We start from the raw sequence: 14,967 nt of genomic DNA on the forward strand, positions 1-14,967 counted from the left end.
CTGCCGGACAGAGGGGGTGTGAAGGATCGCTACGAAGAAGATAAAGCCTCTTCCAGTGCTGCCACCCCTCTGACAATCGCCGCTCTCTCTTCCGCGCTCAGCCTCGCCAGCAGCTCCCTTTCAAACGCCTTCGCCAGCGGCACCATTTCCCGGTAAGCGGCGAGCCCCGCCTTGGTCAGCGTCAGATGCTCGACGCGGCGGTCGTTCTCGTCCGGCGCTCTTGTCAGCCAGCGCCGGCGTTCGAGCTCGGCGACCGCGCGCGACACCTTGGTCTTGTGCATGGCCGACTGCTCGCCGAGTTCCGTCGCCGTCATCATCCCGCGCTGGCCGAGGCCTGAGAGCGTGCGCCATTCCGGCCGCGTCAGACCGTGGCGCTCCTTGTAGATGCGCGAGAATTCGCGGCTCACGGTGTCAGCCAGCCGGTAGAGCCGGTAGGGCAGGAAGTTTTCTAGCTCGAGAATTTCCGGTTTCATTTGGCGCACCATCGATGCGGGGTTCGGCGTTGATAGTTACATTTTCGATGGTTACAAATGAAACCAGTTTGGTCAACATCACCGGAAAGTCTTCCTCAACGCTGAGGGCGCAGCCCGGGATCAGGGAGGATCGGATGGCCTTTTCCTATATGCCGGGCTTCGGCAATGATTTTGAGACCGAGACGCTGCCGGGATCGCTGCCGCAGGGCCGCAACTCGCCGCAGCGGCCGGCCTACGGGCTCTATGCCGAGCAGCTTTCCGGCTCGCCTTTCACCGCGCCGCGCGGCACTAACGAGCGCTCCTGGCTTTACCGCATCCGCCCAAGCGTGAGACATACCGGCCGCTTCAAGGGCGCGAGCTATCCCATGTGGAAGACTGCGCCCAACGTCGGCGATCACGAGCTGGCACTCGGCCAGTACCGATGGAACCCGGTGCCGATCCCGACCGAGCCGACCGACTTCATTTCCGGCATACGCACCATGACTACGGCCGGCGACGCGGTCGGCCAGTCCGGCATGGCGGCGCATGTCTATGTCGCCAACCGCTCGATGGTCGACGACCATTTCTTCAATGCCGACGGCGAGCTCATGATCGTGCCGCAGGTCGGCACGCTGCGCTTTGTCACCGAGATGGGCGCCATCGAGCTTCGCCCTGGCGAGATCGCGGTGCTGCCGCGCGGCCTCGTCTTCAAGGTCGAGCTCGCCGACAGTCAGGCGCGCGGCTATGTCTGCGAGAACTACGGGGCAAAATTCACCATGCCCGACCGCGGCCCGATCGGCGCCAATTGCCTGGCCAATCCGCGCGACTTCAAGACCCCCTGCGCCTGGTTCGAGGAGAAGGAGACGCCATGCCGGCTGATCGTCAAATGGTGCGGCACTTTCCACGTCACCGAGCTCGGCCATTCGCCGCTCGACGTCGTCGCCTGGCACGGCAACTACGCGCCCTATAAATATGATCTGGCGACGTTTTCGCCGGTCGGCGCGATCCTCTTCGATCACCCAGACCCGTCGATCTTCACCGTGCTGACGGCGCCGAGCGGCGAGGAGGGCACGGCCAATGTCGACTTCGTCATCTTCCCGCCGCGCTGGCTAGTGGCCGAAAACACTTTCCGGCCGCCCTGGTACCACCGCAACATCATGAGCGAGTTCATGGGCCTGATCCACGGCCAGTACGATGCCAAGGAGGAAGGTTTTGTCCCCGGCGGCATCAGCCTGCATAACCAGATGCTGGCGCACGGACCCGACGCCTCCGGCTTTGAGAAGGCCTCCCGCGCCGACTTGAAACCGGTCAAGCTCGACAACACCATGGCCTTCATGTTCGAGACGCGCTTTCCGCAGATGCTGACGCGCTACGCCGCCGAACTCGACACCTTGCAGGCGAACTACATCGACTGCTGGGCCGACCTGAGGAAGCGCTTCAACGGCACGCCGGAAGGCGACTGGTCCTGATTGGTGAAGTCAGAGTCAGGAAAACATCGGCGGGTGGCTTGACGATCACTCGCGACGGCCTTGTTGTGGGACGAGCGGCACAAAGCCCGCGAGGAGAGGAAACCGCATGAAGCTTGCCACTTTGAAGAACGGGACGCGCGACGGGAAACTGGTCGTGGTCTCGCGCGATCTGACGCGGTTCACCGACGCTTCTTTCCTGGTGCCGACGCTGCAGGCTGCGCTCGACAATTGGGGGCGCTTGGCGCCGCATCTGGCGGCGATGGCGGAATCGCTCGAGACCAGCGCGGTGCCCTCGGCCCGCTTTCACGAGCATGACGCGCATTCGCCGCTGCCGCGCGCCTATCAATGGGCGGACGGCTCGGCCTATGTGAACCATGTCGAGCTGGTGCGGAAGGCGCGCGGCGCCGAGATGCCGGCGAGTTTCTGGACCGATCCGCTGATCTACCAGGGCGGCTCGGACTCCTTCCTTGCGCCGCGCGATCCGATCCGCATGGCCGACGAAGCCTTCGGCATCGACATGGAGGCGGAAGTTGCCGTCATCGTCGGCGATGTGCGGATGGGCGCCGGGCTGGGCGAGGCGCGCGAGGCCATCCGCCTCGTCATGCTGGTCAATGATGTGACGCTTCGCGCCATCACGGGGCCGGAACTGGCAAAAGGCTTCGGCTTCTTCCAGTCGAAGCCGTCTTCTGCTTTCTCGCCGGTCGCGGTGACGCCGGACGAGCTTGGTGATGCCTGGGACGGCGGCAAGGTCAGCCTGCCGCTGCTCGCCGATCTCAACGGCAAACCGTTCGGCCGTGCCAATGCCGGCATCGACATGACCTTCGATTTCCCGGCCTTGATCGTGCATGCCGCGAAAACGCGGCCGCTTGCCGCCGGCACCATCATCGGCTCCGGCACCGTCTCCAATAAGCTGAATGATGGGCCAGGCAGGCCGGTCGCGGCAGGCGGCGCCGGCTATTCCTGCATCGCCGAGCTGCGCATGATCGAGACCATCGAGAGCGGCGAGCCGAAGACCCCGTTCCTGCGCTTCGGCGACACGGTGCGCATCGAGATGAAGGACAAGGCCGGCCATTCGATCTTCGGCGCCATCGAGCAGAAGGTCGAGAAGTACGAGGGGGAGAAAGGAACCTGAAAAGGTGACCCTGCTCGAGCATCTTCGCCGCATGGCTCGCAACAATTTGTGGTCGAACGACCGGCTCTACCGCGCCGTCCTGGAGCTTCAGCCCGGCGAGTTCGAGGCTGGTCGAACCAGTTTCTTTCCCTCGATCAAGGAGACGCTCAACCACATCCTCGCGGTCGATCGTCTCTATCTCGATTTTCTGACCGATGGCGGCCTCGGTGCTGCGGCCTATGACGACTTCACACCGTTCGACGATGCGTCACGCCTGGCCGCTGCACAGACCGATTTTGACCGCAGGCTTGTCGCCTTCTGCGACGGCCTGTCGGAGGCAGATCTCGACCGCCGCGTCATCACCGACCGCCGCGAGGACGGCATGATCCCCGAAAGGATCGGCGACATCCTCGCCCATGTCTTCCTGCACGACATCCACCATCGCGGCCAGGTGCACGCGATGCTGTCGGGCACCTCGGTCTCCCCACCGCAATTGGATGAGTTTTTGCTCGATTACGACATTAAGCTCAGGAAGGACGAGGTCGAGCGGCTTGGGTTGTGAACAAGCGAGAACGCTTCGGGAATTATTGTAGTTACGAAAATTATTGACTTAATTCATGTAGGTACATAAATTCAGATGCAGATCGTCTGGGATGAACCTAAACGGTTGGCCAACATTGACAAACACGGCTTGGATTTCGCGGCGCTAGACGAGGAGTTTTTCCTTGCCTCGGCGATCCGGGCGGCCAAATCCGGCCGTTTCATGGCGATTGGTCGGGTAGTCGGCGGCGGCGTTGTTGCAGTGGTCTTTTCCCGGCTTGGCTCCGAAGGCATCTCGGTTATTTCAATGCGGGCGGCCAACCAGACGGAAAGGAGATTGTTCGATGGCGAAAGCTAAGCTGAACACTACAAAGCTGGACAACGGATTCAAGTCAGGCAAGGGATTCACCGAGGAAGATTGGGATGCGGTTTCGGACAATCCCGAATGGACCGAGGAGGATTTTCGGAATGCTCGTCCCTTCGCCGACGTGTTTCCGGACCTTGCCGAAAGCATTCGCTCGCGTGGTCGGCCGGCACTCGACAATCCGAAGAAGCAGGTAACGCTGCGCCTCGACAGCGATGTGGTTGCTCGTTTCCGTGCCAGCGGGCCCGGCTGGCAGAGCCGAATCAACGAAATTCTGAGGAAGGCCGCCGGCCTTTAGAGTAGCCGGCGGCTTGGTCTTTCGGCTGACTACGCCGCCCTGCCATCCAGCTTGATCACGCCACGCTTGATCTGGTCCTGCTCGATCGATTCGAACAGCGCGCGGAAATTGCCTTCGCCAAATCCTTCGTCGCCCTTCCTCTGGATGAATTCGAAGAAGATCGGCCCGATCACCGTCTTCGAGAAGATCTGCAGCAGGATCTTGGTCATACCGCCGTCGACGACGCCTTCGCCGTCGATCAGGATGCCGTGCTTCTTCATGCGCTCGATCGGCTCGTCATGGCCGTGCACGCGCTCATGCGACATCTCGTAATAGGTGTTGGGCGGGCCGGGCATGAACTTCAGCCCGTTGGCGGCGAGCTTGTCGGTGGCATCGTAGATCGCGTCCGTACCGACGGCAATGTGCTGGATGCCCTCGCCATTGTACTTCTTCAAATACTCGGCGATCTGGCTGGTTTCGTCCTTGGACTCGTTGAGCGGAATGCGGATCTTGCCGCAGGGCGAGGTGATCGCCCGGCTGACCAATCCGGTGATCCTGCCGTCGATGTCGAAGAAATGGATCTGCTTGAAGCCGAACAGGTCGCGGTAGAAGTCCCACCACTTGTCCATGTTGCCGCGATAGACATTGTGGGTCAGGTGGTCGAGGTAGTAGAAGCCGACGCCTTCGGGTTTCGGATTGCGCTCGCCAAGCCACTCGAACTCAGCATCGTAAGCCGAGCCCTTGTCGCCATAGGTTTCGATGAAATAGAGGAGCGATCCGCCGATGCCGACGATCGCCGGCGCGTCGAGCGCCTTGTCGGTGCCCTCGTAGGGCACAGCACCCTTCGACACGGCGTGGTCGAAGGCATGCTTCGCATCGACCACGCGCCACGCCATCGAGGCGGCGCAGGGGCCGTGCTTTTCGACGAATTTCATCGCATGCGAGCCTGGCTCGGCATTGACGACATAGTTGATGTCGCCCTGGCGCCAGACGGTGATGTCCTTGGTGCGGTGCTTCGCCACCGCGATATAGCCCATGCGGGCAAAGAGCTCGGCAAGTTTTGCCGGGTCTGAATGCGCGAACTCGACGAATTCGAAGCCGTCGGTGCCGGCGGGATTCGCCTTGCTGATCTTGGCGGGTGGGGCGTCATGCGGGAAGGGTCCCATGGCATTCCTCCGAAAGCTGTTGCGGCCGTGCTTGGCCGATTTTCACCATAATAACGCTGGACGGCTGCATGGTGCTTGCATTCAACCGCCTGGAATGCCCACAATGTGCGCAGATTGTGCATGATTGGGGACAAAACCATGGATGATGCGCGCCTTGATCAATTTGACCGCAAGATACTGGCGCTCCTGCAGGGCGATGCGCGGCTCACCAACAATGATCTTTCGGAGCGCGTGAACCTGTCGGCCTCGCAATGCTCGCGCCGCCGCCAGCGGCTGGAGGAAGATGGCTATATCAGGGGCTATCGCGCCGTGCTCGACCGCGACCGTCTCGGCTTTTCGCTGGTCAATGTGATTTCGGTGACCTTGGCCACCCACAACCGCGACAATGCCCGCCGCTTCGGCGAGTTGGTGGCGCGGCTACCCGAGGTGCAGGAAGCGCACGCGCTGACCGGCGAGATGGATTACATCCTGAAGGTGGTGACGCCCGATCTCAAATCGCTTTCCGAGTTCGTCAACGGCGTGCTGCTGCCGCATGAATCGGTGCAGCATGTGAAGACGGCGATCGTGCTGGAAACGCTGAAAGAGACCGGCGCGCTGCCGATTTAGTTTGCGGAGATCTTTGTTGGATGCGACGGCGACGGAACGCGAACCTGCGGAATTGGCTCTCGCCAATGCGCAAGCTTTCACCCCCTCTGCTGCTGGATCAGCCCATAGAGGTTGGTGCAGCGCGCGCCGGAGCGGCAATAGGCGAAGACCGGGCCTTCGAGCTCGTCGAGCGCCTCGGCCTGATCCTCGACATTGTCCATAGTGAGCTGGCCGCTGATCACCGGAATGTAGCGGAAGGCGAGCCCCGCGGCTTCCGCGGCCGCCTTGACGCTGTCGGCCGAGGGCTGGCCGGGCTGTTCGTCGTCCGGCCGGTTGCAGATGACGCTCTTGAAGCCGGCGTCCTTGATGGCAACGATGTCCTCGGGCTGGATCTGCCCCGAGACCGAATAGTCTTCGCTGATCTGGCGGTATTCCATAGCGTCGTCCTCGCAATCCTTGGCCGCAGTCATGCCACCGCGCGGCATTAGCGACAATCCGTAGCACCGGATTTCTCTGCCAAATAGAGAGTGCGGGGCGGAAAATCCAACCGGGCCGGTTTTAGCCCGGTTGGATGATGCCGCTTAGCTTCCGAGCAGCGCGCCTTTGAACTGCTCGATGTTGTTGTGCATCATGTCGATATAGGTCGAGGCCGGGCCGTCGGGCGGCGACAGCGCATCGGAATAGAGCGTGCCGCCGACCTTGATGCCGGTCTCGCTGGCGATCTGCTCGATGAGCCTGGGGTTGGTGATGTTCTCGATGAAGATCGCCGCCGCCTTGTCCTGCTTGACCTGGTTGACCAGCTTGGCCACGTCGGCGGCCGAAGGCTCGGAATCGGTCGAGATGCCTTGCGGAGCAAGGAAGGTCAGGCCGTATGCATGCTCGAAATAGCCGAAGGCGTCATGCGAGGTGATGACGACGCGCTTGGCCTCGGGGATCGCCTGGATCGCCGCGGTCACTTCGCCCTCCAACGCGCCGAGTTTCTGGGTGTAGGCGGCGGCATTGGCCTTGTAGCTGTCGCAGCCCGCGCTATCGGCGGCGCAGAATGCATCGGCGATATTCTTCACATAGATCTTGGCATTGGCGATCGACTGGAAGGCGTGCGGGTCGTTGACCGTCTTGCCGCCGCCGGTGCCGGCGCCTTCGGCCGCGTCGGCATCGGCGAATTCCGGCTTGAAGGCGATTGGCGTCACGCCCTTGGTCAGCGTCACGATCGTCGCCTTGGTGGCGCTGGTGTCGACCAGGCGCTGCAAAAAACCTTCGAAATGCAAGCCGTTGACCAGCACGACATCGGCGCCGGCCATCGCCACCGCATCGGCCGGGGTCGGCTCGTAGACATGCGCGTCGCCGTCCGGGCCGACGATGGTGGTGATGTTGACGCGGTCGCCGCCGACATTCTTGGCAAAGTCGGCAATGACCGTGAAGCTCGCCACCACCTTGAGCGGCGCCGCAAAAGCGGACGATGCGGCGAAAGCGCTTAATGTTATAACGCTCAGCGCCAGGGCGGCGCGAAAGGATTTCAACATTGGGAAGAGTCTCCTTGCTTGGGGATTAAGCTGTGCGGTGGCGGTGATGCACGATACGGGCGCGCAGCGCGCCGCGCGTGCCGAACAGGATCGAGCAGAAATAAACGACGCCGGCCGAAAGGATGATAGCCGGGCCGGACGGCAGCGAGGCGTGATAGGACAAAAGCAGTCCGGCTATGCAGGAGGCAAAGCCGATCAGCACCGCCAGCGCGCACATCGGCTCGACGCGAACGGTCCAGAAGCGGGCGGCGGCGGCCGGCAGCATCATCAGCCCGACCGAGAGCAGCGTGCCCAGCGCCTGGAAGCCGCCGACGAGGTTGAGCACGACCAGCCCAAGAAAGATGAAATGGACCGGGCTGCCCATGCGGCTCACCGAGCGCAGGAACAGCGGATCGAGGCATTCGGCGACCAGCGCCCGCCAGAAGATGGCGAGGCAGGCGAGCGTCACAACCACGATGCCGCAGATCAGGATCAGCGCCTCGTTGTTGAGCGCCAGCACGGTGCCGAACAGCACATGCATCAGGTCGACGCTCGAGCCTCGGATCGACACCATCAGCACGCCGATGGCGAGCGAGATCAGATAGAAGGCCGCCATCGAGGCGTCCTCGCGCTGGATGGTGAAGCGTGAAACCGCCCCCGCGCCGAGCGCGACGATGATGCCGGCGATCAGCCCGCCGACGGTCATCGGCAGGATTTCGAGGCCATAGAACAGGAAGCCCGCGGCGGCGCCCGGCAGGATGGCATGCGCCATCGCATCGCCCGACAGGCTCATGCGCCTGAGCATCAGGAAGACGCCGACCGGGCAGGCGCCGAGCGAGAGCATCAGCGAGCCGAACAGCGCCCGCTGCATGAAGGCGAAATCGGCGAAGGGCTGGATGAACAGGCCGTAGAGAAACTCCATCACGCCGCCCTCGGTCCGGAACCGTGGTGGTGATCATGCCGATGAGCGTGATCATGGTGGTCGTGTGCGTGATCATGGCCATGGTCATCGGGCTCGCACCAGGGCGCGTTCTCTTCCCAGGCCTCGTGAAAACGCCGCGCCTTGAGCAGGTTTTCAGGCCTGAGCGTCTCTTTTGTGTCGCCCCAGGCGACAGACTGGCGGGCGAGCAGCAGCGTCTCGGGAAAATTCCGTCGCACGAGATCGAGGTCGTGGACGACCACCATGATCGTGCGCTCCTCGCCATGCCAGCGCTTTATCAGCTGGACGAGGTCGCCGACGGTCTTGGCGTCGACGGCATTGAACGGCTCGTCGAGCAGGATGAGGTCGGCATCCTGCAACAGCACGCGGGCAAACAACGTGCGCTGCAGCTGACCGCCGGAGAGCGTGTCGATCGGCCGCTTCTCGAAGCCGCCGAGCCCGACCGCCATCAGCGCCTTGCTGACCGACTCGCGATCCTCTTTGGTGTAGCGTCCGAGCATGCCGCGCTTCGGCCACAGGCCAAGCGAGACCAGGTCGACCACCCGCGCCGGAAAGCTGCGGTCGAGCTCCGACTGCTGCGGCAGATAGGCGGTGCGCACGCCGGACGCGCGGACAACCGAGCCCTCCATCGGCTTTAGCACGCCGACGATGCCCTTCATCAGCGTTGACTTGCCCGAGCCGTTGGCGCCGACCACCGCAGTCAGCGAGCCTTTTCGGACCGTGCCGTTGAGGTGATGGATGGCCGGATGGCTGTTGTAGCCGAGCGTCAGGTCGCGGAAGGTCAGGCAGGCATTTGTCATCAGACGTTCCGGATCGGGCGCGAATTCGAGAGTACCCGTCGATATGTGATGTTATTACATTAGTCAACACGCCGGTTCGGCGGAATTGTGTCCAGATCGGTCAACTCGCCGTGTACACGGAAGCGGTCCGGAGCCGATAAATTGGCTCAATCGGTTTCGCGCTGGTCGGCCTTGCCCGGAGCCGGCACGGACTCTAAACAGGCGCGACCCTAGAAAAGAAGGAACCTCCCATGAGCATTCGTCGTATCGATGTCGGCCCGCGCATGAGCCAGATCGTCATTCACGGCAACACCGTCTATCTAGCCGGCCAGGTCGGTGAGCCCGGCGGCAACGTCGCCTCGCAGACTCGCGACATCCTGAAGACCATCGACGAATTGCTGGCCAAGGCTGGCACCGACAAGACCAAGATCGTGCAGGCGATCATCTGGCTGGCCGACATGGGCACCTTCGCCGAGATGAATTCGGAGTGGGACAAATGGGTGCCGCAGGGCCACACGCCCGCCCGCGCCACCGGCGAAGCCAAGCTTGCCACCCCGGAATATCTGGTCGAGATCATTATCACGGCGGCGCTGTAAGGCGCTAAAACTGCCAATCTCCCCCTCGTGGGCACACGAGGGGGAGATTGCTCATCCCTGCGAAGGCGTGAACCGCGCCACAAGCGTGTGGCTTTCCGCCGGATAGATGAAGCGCACATGCGTGACCGGATGCTCGGCGCTCCAGGTGCGGCGCTCGACCACCAGGCAGGGCGCGCCGGGATCGATGTCGAGCGTGTCGGCGATAGTTTCGTCAGCCGCCATGGCGCGGATACGGTGCTCGGCCTCGCTCCACGGCACGCGTCCGATCAGCCAGGGGCCGGGCGCAATGTCGAGAAATTCTTCCTCGCTGGCCTCGCCCACCGCCAAAAGATTGATCAGGCGCTGCTCGAGCGCGAATGGCCGTTCGCCGGCAAAATGCAGCCCCTCCAGCCAAAGCACTGGACCCGCAGATAGCCCAAGCAGCGACCGATCCTCGGCATTGCCGCGCCGTTTCATGCGCTCCAGCCGTTTATAACGATAGGGCAGGCCGAGCGCCTCGACCTCGATCCTGATGTCGTGCAGTTCCAGCACCGCCGCCTGCGACTGCGGCTGGCGCACGAAGCTGCCCGAGCGGCGGCGGCGCTCGATCAACCCCGCCTTGGCGAGCTGCGACAGCGCCTTGTTCACCGTCATGCGCGAACAATCATATTGAGCCGTCAGCTCGTGCTCGAACGGAATGCGGTGGCCGGGCGCCCATGCACCCGACAGTATTTTTTCCCGGATGTCGGACAGGATACGCTGGTGCAGCGACAGGGTCTCGCCGTCTTCCATCTCTACCGATTCGGCCATGCTCATCGGGATCAGCCCTCGGAAAGCGCCATCATCACTTTGCGGAATCGCCCGGCGACTGCCTCGCGTTTGACATGCCTGCCGCCGCTCACCTGCTTCTTGCCATGCACCCAGACGCAATCGACCTTGCTGCCATTGGCAAAGATCCAGGCGTCGAGGATGGCATCGCCCGCCTTGCCGGCAAGCAAGGGGTGGCTGGCATCGAGCGAGACGAAATGGGCCGGACTGCCGACGGCGAGAGTTGAGGGGCCGGCGCCGAGCGCGATGCTGCCGCCATCGAGCGCGGCATCGAACAGCGCGCGGCCGGTAGAGCCGCCGGCGCGCGCCAGCACGTTGCGGGCGCGGTGGGCAAGGCGCTGCGAATATTCGAGCTGCCGAAGCTCGTCCGTCAGGCCGATCAGCACATTGGAATCGGAGCCGACACCGAAGCGGCCGCCATGTTCGATGAACGAGGGGGCGGCGAAAATGCCGTCGCCGAGATTGGCCTCGGTGATCGGGCAGAGGCCAGCGATGGCGCCGGCCTTGGCCATGGCGATGGTCTCGGCTTCGGTCATGTGTGTGGCGTGGATCAGGCACCAGCGCCTGTCCACCTCAGCATGTCCGAGCAGGAACTCGACCGGACGCTTGCCCGACCAGGCGATGCAGTCCTCGACTTCCTTCACCTGCTCGGCGACATGGATGTGGATCGGCCCGTTCGGCGCCATTGCGGCAACGGCGTTGAGTTCGTCCGGCGTTGCGGCGCGCAAGCTGTGCGGCGCGAGGCCGACGACGGCTTGCTCAAGCGAGCGAACGCCCTCGCGAGTTTTCTCAAGCAGACGTCCGAAGCGTTCGACATCATTGATGAATCGCCGCTGGCCTTCGTTGGGAGCAGCGCCGCCGAAGGCCGAATGGGCATAGAAGACCGGCAGCAGCGTCAGTCCGATGCCGGTGTCGGCGGCGGCAGCCGCGATCCGCTCCGCCATCTCGGCGATGTTTGCGTAAGGCTGCCCGTCGCGATCATGGTGAAGGTAGTGGAACTCGCCGACGCGCGAAAAACCGGCTTCCAGCATCTCCACATAAAGCTGCGCCGCGACCGCCTCGACCTGGTCCGGCGTCATCGACAGCGCGAAGCGGTACATCACCTCGCGCCAGCTCCAGAAACTGTCGGCCGAGGGACCGCGCAACTCGGCAAGTCCCGCCATGCCGCGCTGGAAGGCGTGGCTATGCAGGTTGGGCATGCCGGGCAGGACGATGGCGTGGCGTTCGTCGCCGACGTGTGCCGAAGAGCCCGCTTCGACTTCAGAGATACGGCCGCCCTCGAATGCGATCCTCACATTGCCCCGCCAACCGCCGGGCAGCAGCGCCTGTTCCGCAAAGATCACCGTCACGTCCAAACTCCCAATCCGAAAGCCCGAGCGACATTAACACTTGCGTCGCGTTCCAATATGTATATACATAATCGTCATCCTTTCAAATGGAAAAGATGATGGGTGGAGCAAACGGAAAGAGCGGCCTTCGTCTGTGGCGCAATGCGCGCCTGGCGACCATGGCCGAGGGTGCTGCCGGTCTCGGCATCGTCGAGAAAGGTGCGATCGCCGCGCGCGATGGGCTGATCGTCTATGCCGGACCGGAGGCCGACTTGCCGGCAGCCGTCGGGCAGGGCGCCGAAACGATCGATTGCCAGGGCCGCTGGATCACCCCCGGCCTGATCGATTGCCACACCCACCTTGTCTATGCCGGCAACCGCGCCAACGAATTCGAGATGCGCTTGGCCGGCGCCACATATGAGGAGGTGGCGAGGGCAGGGGGTGGCATTGTCTCCTCGGTCAAGTCGCTGCGCGCCGCGAGCGAAGACGAGCTCGTCTCCCAGACGCTGCCCCGCCTCGACGCGCTGATGGCCGAGGGCGTGACGACCGTCGAGGTCAAGTCCGGCTACGGCCTCGATGCCGACAATGAAAAAAAGTCGCTGCGCGCCGCGCGCCGTCTGGCCGGTGAGCGCTCCGTCACGATCCGTACGACCTGTCTCGCCGCCCATGCGCTGCCGCCTGAAGCCAGGGGCGACAAGGACGCTTTCATCGATCTCGTCGCCGGCACGATCCTCCCGGCGGTTGCCGCCGAAAAGCTCGCGCACGCCGTCGACGGTTTTTGCGAGGGCATTGCCTTCTCACCGGAACAGATCGCGCGCGTCTTCGATAAGGCGAAAGCGCTTGGCCTGCCGGTGAAGCTTCACGCCGACCAGTTGTCCAACCTGCATGGCGCCGCGCTTGCCGCGCGCTACGGCGCGCTGTCGGCTGATCACCTGGAATACACCGATGAGGAGGGCGCCGCGGCGATGGCCGGGTCCGGCACCGTCGCGACCATCCTGCCCGGCGCCTACTATTTCATCCGCGAGACCAAGAGGCCGCCGGTCGAGCTGTTCCGCCGGCATGGCGTGACGATGGCGGTCGCCACCGACTCCAATCCCGGCACCTCGCCGCTAACCTCGCTGCTGCTCACCATGAACATGGCCGCGACGCTCTTTGGCCTGACCGTCGACGAATGCCTCGCCGGCGTCACCCGCGAGGCCGCGCGTGCGCTGGGGCTTCTCGACAGGATCGGCACGCTGGAAGCCGGCAAATCGGTCGACCTTGCCGTCTGGAATATCGAGCGTCCGGCCGAACTTGTCTACCGCATGGGCTTCAACCCGCTCCATGCCCGCATCTGGAGAGGACAATGACCGAACTGATCTTGAAGTCCGGCAGCGCGACGCTTGCCGACTGGCGCGCCATCTATCGCGGCGCCGTGCCGAAGCTCGACGATGCCTGCCAGCCGAAGATCAAGGCCAGCGCCGAAGCCGTTGCCCGCATCATCGCCAAAGGCGAGCCGGTCTACGGCATCAACACCGGCTTCGGTAAGCTCGCCAGCGTTCGCATTCCGGCAAACGATCTTGAAACGCTGCAACGCAACATCGTGCTTTCCCACGCCGCGGGCGTCGGCGAACCGATGCCGGCCCCCGTGGTGCGGCTGATGATGGCGTTGAAGCTGGCGAGCCTCGCCCAGGGCGCTTCCGGCGTGCGCGCCGAGACCATCGACCTGCTCCAGGGGATGCTCGCCAACGACGTCATTCCGGTCGTGCCGGCGCAAGGCTCGGTCGGCGCCTCGGGTGACCTCGCGCCGCTCGCGCACATGACGGCCGTCATGATCGGCGTCGGTGAATGTTTTACCCCGCATGGTCGTTTCCCGGCCAAGGTCGCCTTCGTCTCGCATGGGCTGGAACCGGTCACGCTCGGCGCCAAGGAGGGCCTGGCGCTGCTCAACGGCACCCAGTTCTCGACCGCCTTCGCGCTCGCCGGCCTGTTCGAAGCCGAGACGCTCTACCAGTCGGCGCTGGTCGCCGGCGCCCTGTCGACCGATGCTGCCCGCGGCTCCGACGCGCCTTTCGACCCGCGCATTCATCTGTTGCGCAAGCATCGCGGCCAGATCGAGACCGCGGAAGCGTTGCGCAATCTGATGGCCGGCAGCGCCATCCGTGAATCGCACCGCGTTGGCGACGAGCGCGTGCAGGATCCATACTGCCTGCGCTGCCAGCCGCAGGTGATGGGCGCCGCGCTCGACGTCCTGCGCAAGGCGGCCGACACGCTCGAGACTGAAGCCAACGGCGTCACCGACAACCCGCTGATCTTCGCCGAAGACGACACCGCGCTCTCGGGCGGCAATTTTCACGCCGAGCCGGTGGCCTTTGCCGCCGACATGATCGCGCTTGCGGTCTGCGAGATCGGCTCGCTGTCGGAGCGGCGCATCGCCATGCTGGTCGATCCGGCGCTCTCCGGCATGCCGGCTTTCCTGACGCCGAAGCCTGGCCTCAATTCCGGTTTCATGATCCCCCAGGTGACGGCGGCGGCGCTCGTTTCAGAAAACAAGCAGAAAGCCTATCCGGCGAGCGTCGATTCCATCCCGACCTCGGCCAACCAGGAAGACCATGTCTCGATGGCTGCCCACGGCGCGCGCCGGCTGCTCGGCATGATCGAGAATGCAACGGCCGTGATCGGCATCGAGCTGTTGGCAGCCGCGCAGGGCTGCGATTTCCATGCCCCGCTCGCTTCGAGCGAAGTGCTGGAAACGGTGCGCAAGCTGGTCCGAGCCGAGGTGCCGCATCTCGACAACGACCGGCATTTCCACCCCGACATGGAAAAGGCGATCGCCCTGGTCCGCAGCGGCGCCGCGGTTAAGGCGGCGGCTGCGGTGGCGCTGCCGGGGATTGCGTCATGAGATTGAATGCTCTGATAGGTCGCGATCCTTCACGCCCCTCTCTGTCCTGCCGGACATCTCCCCCACAAGGGGGGAGATTGGCAACTTTGGCGCCCCGCTCCTTCTTGCAACGTGGACGATTGGCGAAAGCCGGCGTGATATCTGATCTCCCCCCTCGTGGGGGAGATGTC

The 14,967-nt window shown here is 63.6% G+C and carries 17 protein-coding genes; 9 read left to right on the forward strand and 8 right to left on the reverse strand.

Annotation, left to right across the window (positions count from 1 at the left end):
* Nucleotides 1-29 precede the first annotated feature (29 nt).
* Complete coding sequence (locus tag CK215_RS15430; protein ID WP_067330172.1) at nucleotides 30-473, reverse strand: MarR family transcriptional regulator; 444 nt, start codon at nucleotides 471-473, stop codon at nucleotides 30-32.
* Between the two features lie 134 nt (nucleotides 474-607).
* Here CK215_RS15430 and hmgA point away from each other — a divergent pair, with 134 nt between their 5' ends.
* The 5 genes from hmgA (at nucleotide 608) to CK215_RS15455 (ending at nucleotide 4,234) form a co-directional block, all read left to right on the forward strand.
* Nucleotides 608-1,921, forward strand: coding sequence for a homogentisate 1,2-dioxygenase (gene hmgA / locus CK215_RS15435; RefSeq protein WP_095831511.1), 1,314 nt, complete (start codon nucleotides 608-610; stop codon nucleotides 1,919-1,921).
* Between the two features lie 106 nt (nucleotides 1,922-2,027).
* Nucleotides 2,028-3,053: a fumarylacetoacetate hydrolase family protein gene (locus tag CK215_RS15440; protein WP_095831424.1), complete on the forward strand. Its 1,026-nt coding sequence runs from the start codon at nucleotides 2,028-2,030 to the stop codon at nucleotides 3,051-3,053.
* A gap of 4 nt (nucleotides 3,054-3,057) precedes the next feature.
* Nucleotides 3,058-3,594, forward strand: a complete 537-nt coding sequence (locus CK215_RS15445) for a DinB family protein (RefSeq protein ID WP_067000509.1) — start codon at nucleotides 3,058-3,060, stop codon at nucleotides 3,592-3,594.
* Nucleotides 3,595-3,669: 75 nt separating this feature from the next.
* Nucleotides 3,670-3,930 (forward strand): BrnT family toxin, encoded by a 261-nt coding sequence (locus tag CK215_RS15450; protein WP_095783194.1) that lies wholly within the window; start codon nucleotides 3,670-3,672, stop codon nucleotides 3,928-3,930.
* Entirely contained in the window at nucleotides 3,917-4,234 is a 318-nt protein-coding gene (locus tag CK215_RS15455; protein WP_067000515.1) for a BrnA antitoxin family protein, read from the forward strand. The genes CK215_RS15450 and CK215_RS15455 overlap by 14 nt, the downstream gene beginning before the upstream one ends.
* A gap of 29 nt (nucleotides 4,235-4,263) precedes the next feature.
* Here CK215_RS15455 and hppD read toward each other — a convergent pair whose 3' ends face one another.
* Nucleotides 4,264-5,379, reverse strand: a complete 1,116-nt coding sequence (hppD, locus tag CK215_RS15460; RefSeq protein WP_067000517.1) for a 4-hydroxyphenylpyruvate dioxygenase — start codon at nucleotides 5,377-5,379, stop codon at nucleotides 4,264-4,266.
* A gap of 138 nt (nucleotides 5,380-5,517) precedes the next feature.
* Here hppD and CK215_RS15465 point away from each other — a divergent pair, with 138 nt between their 5' ends.
* Nucleotides 5,518-5,985, forward strand: coding sequence for an Lrp/AsnC family transcriptional regulator (locus CK215_RS15465; RefSeq protein WP_059187534.1), 468 nt, complete (start codon nucleotides 5,518-5,520; stop codon nucleotides 5,983-5,985).
* 77 nt (nucleotides 5,986-6,062) lie between these two features.
* Here the strand turns inward: CK215_RS15465 and CK215_RS15470 are convergent, their stop codons facing one another.
* The 4 genes from CK215_RS15470 to aztA form a co-directional block, all read right to left on the reverse strand.
* Nucleotides 6,063-6,401: a TIGR01244 family sulfur transferase gene (locus tag CK215_RS15470; protein ID WP_067000965.1), complete on the reverse strand. Its 339-nt coding sequence runs from the start codon at nucleotides 6,399-6,401 to the stop codon at nucleotides 6,063-6,065.
* A gap of 144 nt (nucleotides 6,402-6,545) precedes the next feature.
* Complete coding sequence (aztC, locus tag CK215_RS15475) at nucleotides 6,546-7,487, reverse strand: zinc ABC transporter substrate-binding protein AztC (protein WP_067000519.1); 942 nt, start codon at nucleotides 7,485-7,487, stop codon at nucleotides 6,546-6,548.
* Between the two features lie 25 nt (nucleotides 7,488-7,512).
* The gene (aztB, locus tag CK215_RS15480; protein ID WP_067000522.1) at nucleotides 7,513-8,388 is read right to left on the reverse strand and encodes a zinc ABC transporter permease AztB; all 876 of its coding nucleotides are present in this window, start codon (nucleotides 8,386-8,388) and stop codon (nucleotides 7,513-7,515) included.
* Complete coding sequence (gene aztA, locus CK215_RS15485) at nucleotides 8,388-9,206, reverse strand: zinc ABC transporter ATP-binding protein AztA (protein WP_095831425.1); 819 nt, start codon at nucleotides 9,204-9,206, stop codon at nucleotides 8,388-8,390. Before aztA ends, aztB begins: the two co-directional genes overlap by 1 nt.
* Nucleotides 9,207-9,436: 230 nt before the next feature.
* On the opposite strand from aztA, the gene CK215_RS15490 reads away from it, so the two are divergent.
* Complete coding sequence (locus CK215_RS15490) at nucleotides 9,437-9,781, forward strand: RidA family protein (RefSeq protein WP_095778583.1); 345 nt, start codon at nucleotides 9,437-9,439, stop codon at nucleotides 9,779-9,781.
* Between the two features lie 51 nt (nucleotides 9,782-9,832).
* On the opposite strand, the gene hutC is transcribed toward CK215_RS15490, so the two are convergent.
* Nucleotides 9,833-10,576: a histidine utilization repressor gene (gene hutC, locus CK215_RS15495; protein WP_095831426.1), complete on the reverse strand. Its 744-nt coding sequence runs from the start codon at nucleotides 10,574-10,576 to the stop codon at nucleotides 9,833-9,835.
* Nucleotides 10,577-10,581: 5 nt separating this feature from the next.
* Nucleotides 10,582-11,937 (reverse strand): formimidoylglutamate deiminase, encoded by a 1,356-nt coding sequence (locus CK215_RS15500; RefSeq protein ID WP_095831512.1) that lies wholly within the window; start codon nucleotides 11,935-11,937, stop codon nucleotides 10,582-10,584.
* Between the two features lie 98 nt (nucleotides 11,938-12,035).
* Between CK215_RS15500 and hutI the strand changes: the two genes are divergently transcribed.
* Together hutI and hutH are read left to right on the forward strand one after the other, a co-directional pair.
* Nucleotides 12,036-13,265, forward strand: a complete 1,230-nt coding sequence (hutI, locus tag CK215_RS15505; RefSeq protein WP_170950313.1) for an imidazolonepropionase — start codon at nucleotides 12,036-12,038, stop codon at nucleotides 13,263-13,265.
* A complete protein-coding gene (gene hutH / locus CK215_RS15510; protein ID WP_095831427.1) occupies nucleotides 13,262-14,797 on the forward strand; it encodes a histidine ammonia-lyase in 1,536 nt (511 codons plus the stop codon). Before hutI ends, hutH begins: the two co-directional genes overlap by 4 nt.
* Nucleotides 14,798-14,967 lie beyond the last annotated feature (170 nt).

It is taken from the genome of Mesorhizobium sp. WSM3864, assembly GCF_002294955.1.
Taxonomy (GTDB): domain Bacteria; phylum Pseudomonadota; class Alphaproteobacteria; order Rhizobiales; family Rhizobiaceae; genus Mesorhizobium.